Genomic DNA, 6901 nt, shown 5'->3' with positions numbered 1-6901 from the left:
GCCATTGACAACCTGTTTTTAAAACATACAAAATTGCATTTACCACCTGGCGTAGACTTACCTCTCTCGGCCTTCCTGCTGCTGATACCGGTAGGTGGGGTTTCAAGTAATACCACGCCCCAGAGCTTAGGTTGCTCGGATAACGCTTCTTCCTTTTTTTGGTTGATTGATAAAATGGTGAATGTTAACAAACAGCAAAAATCGCTACATCAGCTAGCTCTCGGAATTTCCAAACAGTTTCTTAGGGCTGGAGATAATCAATTTTTTTCGAACCTTTTCTATTTTGATACTTGAGAAAGGAAGGAACATACCCATTCAAAATCAAATGTAAAGGACTCCGATACGTTAAGTGGATGGGAGCGGGGGTGCTATGGCTTTATGCAGTGAGGAGATCTGGATAGTAATTGGCCGTGATCCGATCAACGTACTGAATCAGGTTATTTTTCGTTAGCGCATATTCCTTGAGGGGTGATTCGATTGGGCATCTCAGCGTATTAACCAGCATGCCGAAGGCGCTGGCATCCAATGTGGTAGGTTGATTACCCAGGAAATATTTTTTGTCATTGAGGCAGGTTGATAACGCATCAATATCATGTATGCCGCGTGTAAAGATCTCGACAGCTCTGTGCTTGCCCATCCCATGTCCATGAATCTGCTGTTTGATCTTGCAGCGGTAATAATCGGCTGCTATGTTACGAATGACAGGTGGCATTCCGCCAAAAATAGCTTACTTGTTAATTTGCCAATTGGAATGGGTATATTGCCAGTGAGAATACAAAACGACTCAGAATAGATATTCTTCAAGCAAGCGCTGCATTGCTAATAATAATGCCAGCTCTGCTGCACTCAGCTGTTCATCCAGATTATTTTTATAGTGTGCTTTTAGGTGCAGAATGATGAAAGCTGAATCTCCCAAAATTATATCGTTATCCTTGATATACGGAAGCTTGCCTTTAAGAGCAGTCAATGGCAGCGTTGGTTTAATTTCATAGTTAATATCTACCATACGTAAATAGGTTTCTATTTAGCAGCAGAAAGGGCTCAAATTGGGGATTCCCCATGTGCGCTCGAATTGATAAAGTTTTAATATGACAGTAATTTCTATGATTAATACGATCAAAAATACTTTAATTAATAACTTGCAATATGCAAATCAATATACTACTGGAATCTGAGTGATGCAATTACTTTGACTTAGATTTCTTAGTTGGACGAAATGGAGTGTGCGGTTTTACGAGTGTAGGGCAAGGCGTTCGCTATCGCGGGTTGGTGTAAGTGCAGTTTCAGGTGGGTGTCCGCACGCTGGTATTCAATCTCAAGCGGCTTATGACATTGGGGATTGATCGAATTAAGTATGTGCCATACATAGGATAAATCCGCCCTCAATGGGCCAAGTTAGGCAAATTGAAGGTGGAAAAGGTTTCTTTGAGGAAAAGCTTCCGCTAATTTTTCGATTTCCTTGGCTCACATTGCTGGATTCTTTGTTTCTATCAGTTTTTTTGAATTTCCCGACAGATCCCTTATGGCTAATGACTTCTATACTTTCGACGCTGTTTATCCTATAGGCAAGACCACTGTGCACACGATACGTGATAGCATAACCTCATCTTAAAAATAAAAAGGAGAGGACAATGAGTGAGCCTCCTGTACCAGGATTTTTTGCTCGATTTTTTCTTGCATTCGGTGTTTACTTTCGCTTCCTCTTTAATAAGGAATTTGCTGGTGCTGTCTTGCGCATAGGTAAAGGTGAAATCCCCGCTGTAGCCGGTGGGGCACATCCCATGGAAGTCAAGCCTCAGGCAGTAGCGCCGATACTGAAGGAGGCACCACCCGATTCGGCGCTGCAGTTGTTAGGGCTATTGCAGCAAGAGGGGCGTTTCATTGATTTTATAGAGGAAGATGTCACGCGGTTTTCCGATGCGGACATTGGTGCAGCAGTCAGAGTGGTGCACGAGGGGTGCCGTAAAGTCTTGCATGATCATATAACCACTGAACCTGTGCGTAAGGAACAAGAAGGTGCGCGAGTGACTTTGCAGGCGGGTTTTGATGCCTCAGCCATTCGCCTGACTGGTAATGTGGTTGGACAACCCCCATTTAGTGGTACTTTAGTTCACCGTGGCTGGCGAGTTAAAAATATTACCTTGCCAAAACTCTCAGAAGGTCATGATGTGAAAGTATTAGCTCCGGCAGAGATAGAATTGTGAATGAAGCAAGATATAGCGTAGGTATTGATTTAGGCACGACGCACTGCGCCTTGTCATTTGTGGATTTGGTGCAAAGTCAGGGAGAAATGGTGGAGCAAGAAATCATGGGCATACCCCAACTGACTTCGCCAGGTAACGTAGAAGAGAAAGTATTACTTCCATCTTTTTTATATTTACCTCATCCCGATGAATTTGCACAAAATGATTTATTGTTGCCATGGGATAGCGAGCGGCAGTATGTAGTGGGTGAATTGGCACGTAGTCAAGGAGTGCGTACACCAATACGGGTAGTATCCAGTGCAAAAAGCTGGTTGTGTCATCCGGGAGTGGATCGGCGATCTGCTCTTTTACCATTGGATGCTCCCGATGAAATCGAAAAAATTTCACCCTTGCAGGCTTCCATTCACTACTTACAAATTTTATGCGATGCATGGAATTACAAATATCCCGATGCACCCTTAGCACAACAGTCGGTGACAATTACTGTTCCTGCTTCCTTTGATCCCGCGGCACGGGATCTGACTGCTGAAGCTGCGCGGGCGATTGGACTGGATCAATTTATTCTTCTGGAAGAACCACAGGCGGCATTATACAGCTGGTTACAAGCGACCAGAGGAGATTGGCGTAAACAGGTAAATCTCGGGGATATCATTCTGGTGATAGACGTGGGTGGGGGCACCACTGATTTATCCTTGATTGCGGTGACTGAACAGGAAGGTAATCTCGTCTTGCATCGCATTGCGGTAGGGGATCATATCTTGCTAGGCGGTGACAATATGGATCTGGCGTTAGCACATGTGATTGGTTCTAAACTTGCTAATCAAGGCACTCGTCTAGAGTCGTGGCAATTGCATGGCTTGACTCACGCATGTCGTGCTGCGAAGGAAATCCTGCTCAATGATCTAAATGTGGAAACAGTACCCGTTGTCGTTCCCAGCCGGGGTTCGCGTTTAATTGGCGGCACCTTGCGCACTGAATTAACTCGTGCTGAGGTGACGCAAACAATCGTGGAAGGTTTTTTTCCAAAAGTGGAAGTGTCGGCACAACTGATCTCACGGCCCCGTGGTGCACTAACCAAACTCGGATTACCCTATGCTCAGGACGCTGCCATTACTAGGCATTTAGCAGCATTTCTGACGCGACAAACAGGTGCTACCGCAGAATTAACGGGTTTTGAAAATGCATTAGCAGGAGGTGCAAGTTTTTTGCATCCGACAGCAGTACTGTTTAATGGGGGGGTATTTAAAGCCCAGTTGCTGACTGAACGCGTGAGTGAGGTGATAAATAGCTGGTTACAAAAGGAAAATGCTCCAAATGTGCGTTTGTTGGAAGGTGCGGATTTAGACCTCGCCGTGGCGAAAGGCGCTGCTTATTATGGTCATGTCAGACTTGGTCAGGGCGTGCGTATTCGTGGTGGTACCGCCAAATCATATTATATCGGTGTGGAAAGTGCCATGCCAGCGGTTCCCGGTGTTGAACCTCCTATCCAGATACTGTGCGTTGCGCCTTTTGGCATGGAGGAAGGAACACGTGCTGAAGTACCTAGCCAAGAGTTTGGCCTGGTTGTCGGCGAGCCGGTAAGGTTTCGCTTTTTCGGTTCATCGGTGCGGCGTGAAGATCAAGCGGGCATGATGTTAGATGAGTGGTTACCAGAAGAAATAGAGGAGCTGGAAGAAATCGAAATCAATCTACCTGCTGAGAATCGCTCGCCAGGGGAAGTGGTTCCGGTACATTTGCAAGCGGCTATCACAGAAATGGGTACCTTGCATCTAGAGGCAGTATCACCGAGTGGTGAACATTGGAAAGTAGAATTTGATGTGCGTGGAGGTGTGGAAAACAAGCTTTGAGTAAAGAAAAAAATCTATCCCGCTACATCGTTGGTATCGATTTGGGTACGACTCATACTGTTGCGGCCTACGCTGACCTAAACGAGCCCCAACCCACTCCTAAATTATTTAACATTGAACAATTGGTCGCACCCGGTGAAGTAGCCGCGCGGCCGTTGTTACCTTCTTTACGTTATCATCCTGCAGCAGGTGAACTTGCTGAGCGCGATCTTCATTTGCCATGGCAGTTAAACTACATCGATCCACAGGAACCCAGGGCGGTATTTGGTGAGCTGGCTCGTGAACTGGGTTCGCGTGTGCCGGGTCGTTTGGTTGCCAGTGCAAAGAGCTGGTTGTCGTATGCGGCGGTAGATCGTATGGCACCGATTTTGCCCTGGGGAGGTGCTGAAGGTATCGACAAAATTTCCCCGGTACATGCCAGCGCCTCTTATCTGGCCTATGTACGCAGTGCCTGGAACCATCAATTTCCTGAGCATCCATTAGAAAAGCAGGAAGTTGTCATTACTATCCCGGCCTCTTTTGATGAAGGGGCAAGGGCATTGACTGTAGAGGCTGCGCATCTGGCAGGTCTTACCAGTGCGCGTTTGGTCGAAGAACCACAGGCCGCCTGTTATGACTGGCTAGCGTGCCATGAACAGGAATTGAATACCCTATTAGTGGATACTCGCCTGATTCTGGTGTGTGACGTGGGCGGCGGTACCACTGATCTTACCCTGATTAAGGTCACGCTCAAAAATGGCCAGGCGCAACTGACACGTATTGGTGTGGGTAACCATCTTATGCTAGGCGGTGATAACATGGATCTGGCGCTTGCACATGTGGCGGAAGGACAGTTGGTTACCCCCGGTGTACCACTAAGTGCAGCCAGTCTGTCGCAACTGATGCAGCAATGCCGTAATGCCAAGGAGCGCTTGTTGAGTGCCGAAGCACCGGAAAAAATCATGGTGACCATTCTGGGCACAGGCGCCAAGCTGATTGGCGGAGCGCGGTCAACTGAATTAAACCGCGAGGCGGTACACCACATGCTGCTGGATGGATTTTTACCGATCACATCGCTGGATGAGCTTCCGCAACGCACCCGCGGAGGCATTGTTGAATTTGGGTTGCCTTACGTATCTGATCCGGCCATCAGCCGACATATTGCTGCGTTTCTCATACTGCATGCTCAGGCTTCGCGAGAGGCATTAGGCGAGCTTGCACCGCTCGATGATAGCATTCCAATTCCAGATGCTATTTTGCTCAATGGCGGCATTTTTAACAGTGCCTTGTTATCCCAGCGCTTGCTAGATATATTGGCGCAGTGGCGCGGTGCACCGTTACAACAATTGCTCAACACGCATCCTGATCTTGCAGTGGCCCGTGGCGCAGTTGCTTATGTCATGGCGCGTCATGGCAAGGGTATCCGAATTGGTGGTGGTTCAGCACGGAGTTACTTTATTCAGGTTGCTGCAGAACAAGAAGCGCAGCAAGCTGTGTGTATCTTGCCGCGTGGGACAGAAGAAGACCAACCGATTCGATTGACTGAACGTAATTTTGCCTTACGGATTGGTGAGCCCGTGCGTTTTCATCTGGTCTCATCCATTAGTGATACAACGTTCAATCCAGGAGATATCGTTACCCTGGATGACATCAAGTTTACTCCGCTGCCTCCCATCGCCACGGTACTAACTCAGGATAAAGATGCGACACGGCTGCAAACGGCTGAAGTGCCGGTGCAGCTACAAACCACCTTGACTGAAGTCGGTACTCTTGAAATGGCCTGTGTCGCCCAAGACAAGCCTTCACAGCGTTGGAAACTGGAGTTTCAATTGCGTGGCGGCAAGGGTGGGCTAGTATCCAATATGCCCAGTACATTACATCCTCGTTTCCCTGAAGCAGCTGAGCTGCTAGGTTTAGTATATGGTCCACCATCAAAAAAGATCAGTCCCAAGACCATAAAAACCTTACGATTTGATCTGGAGAAAATTTTAGGCAAGCGCGATGATTGGGATACGCCTTTACTACGGGAATTATTCGGCACACTATGGGAATGTGGTCAGCGCCGTCGTTATTCCGCAGCGCATGAAAGATTATGGTTTAATTTGATTGGCTTTTGTTTACGCCCTGGCTTTGGTTATCCACTTGATGATTGGCGAGTGCAACAGTTATGGTCCATTTATGAACAAGGATTGCAATATACAACCGAAGCAGCGGTATGGGCGGAATGGTGGACCCTGTGGCGGCGCGTGAGCGGTGGTTTAAGCGAGTCAGCTCAATGCCAGATTCTTGATGATATTGTTTATGATTTGCAACCCAGCAGGCGTACCCAAAAACGACCACCGGGAGCAAAGCCTCAAGGCTATGATGATATGGTACGCCTGGTCGCAGCATTGGAGCGTTTGCCTGCGGAACGTAAAATCGAAGTAGGAGGATGGTTGCTGGAGCGCCTTCAAAAAGCATCAGAATCACAGCAAACCTGGTGGGCCATAGGACGCATTGGGGCAAGAGTGCCGTTTTATGGCAGTGTACATAATGTTGTGCCAGCAGAGATTGCCGCCAACTGGCTGCAAATGGTGATCGAACTGGACTGGAAAAAGATCCAGCCAGCTGCCTTTGCCGCCACCATGTTGGCACGCATGAGTGGAGATCGGGAGCGGGATATTCCACCAGAGCTGCGCGCGCAAATTATCCAATATTTACAAAAAGTTAAATGTCCAGAATCATGGATTGAGATGGTTAAGCATCCCACTGAACTCCAGGAGGCTGACGAACGGAGTATGTATGGGGAGTCCCTGCCACCCGGGCTGCGCCTGGTGCATTAAAATTGCAAAAGCATACATATTGAATTCAAGAGCTTGATTCGACATCAAG

Annotated in this window: 6 protein-coding genes; 3 read left to right on the top strand and 3 right to left on the bottom strand. The window is 47.7% G+C overall.

From position 1 onward, the window contains the following. The 3 genes from R2Q26_RS15440 to R2Q26_RS02715 all read right to left on the bottom strand — a co-directional run. Nucleotides 1-106: transposase (locus R2Q26_RS15440; protein WP_411182311.1), on the bottom strand; the 106-nt coding region annotated here is incomplete at its 3' end. A gap of 270 nt (nt 107-376) precedes the next feature. Beyond that, on the bottom strand, nt 377-712 hold the full coding sequence (locus R2Q26_RS02720) for a glutathione S-transferase C-terminal domain-containing protein (RefSeq protein ID WP_317534861.1): 336 nt from the start codon (nt 710-712) through the stop codon (nt 377-379). Between the two features lie 72 nt (nt 713-784). Continuing rightward, nucleotides 785-1024, bottom strand: a complete 240-nt coding sequence (locus R2Q26_RS02715; protein WP_317534865.1) for a Tom37 metaxin N-terminal-like domain-containing protein — start codon at nt 1022-1024, stop codon at nt 785-787. A 607-nt stretch (nt 1025-1631) separates the two neighbouring features. Here R2Q26_RS02715 and R2Q26_RS02710 point away from each other — a divergent pair. From R2Q26_RS02710 to R2Q26_RS02700, 3 genes are read left to right on the top strand one after another with little or no spacing between them, the layout of a single operon-like run. Then, the gene (locus R2Q26_RS02710) at nt 1632-2204 is read left to right on the top strand and encodes a DUF2760 domain-containing protein (RefSeq protein ID WP_317534860.1); all 573 of its coding nucleotides are present in this window, start codon (nt 1632-1634) and stop codon (nt 2202-2204) included. Further along, complete coding sequence (locus R2Q26_RS02705) at nt 2201-4051, top strand: Hsp70 family protein (protein WP_317534859.1); 1851 nt, start codon at nt 2201-2203, stop codon at nt 4049-4051. Before R2Q26_RS02710 ends, R2Q26_RS02705 begins: the two co-directional genes overlap by 4 nt. Continuing rightward, a complete protein-coding gene (locus R2Q26_RS02700; protein ID WP_317534858.1) occupies nt 4048-6852 on the top strand; it encodes an Hsp70 family protein in 2805 nt (934 codons plus the stop codon). Before R2Q26_RS02705 ends, R2Q26_RS02700 begins: the two co-directional genes overlap by 4 nt. Nucleotides 6853-6901: the final 49 nt, after the last annotated feature.

It is taken from the genome of Nitrosomonas sp. Is37 (genome assembly GCF_033063275.1).
Lineage (GTDB): Bacteria > Pseudomonadota > Gammaproteobacteria > Burkholderiales > Nitrosomonadaceae > Nitrosomonas.
The sequence above is the reverse complement of the archived record's forward strand: the minus strand, read 5'-3'. Positions and strand labels throughout refer to the sequence as shown.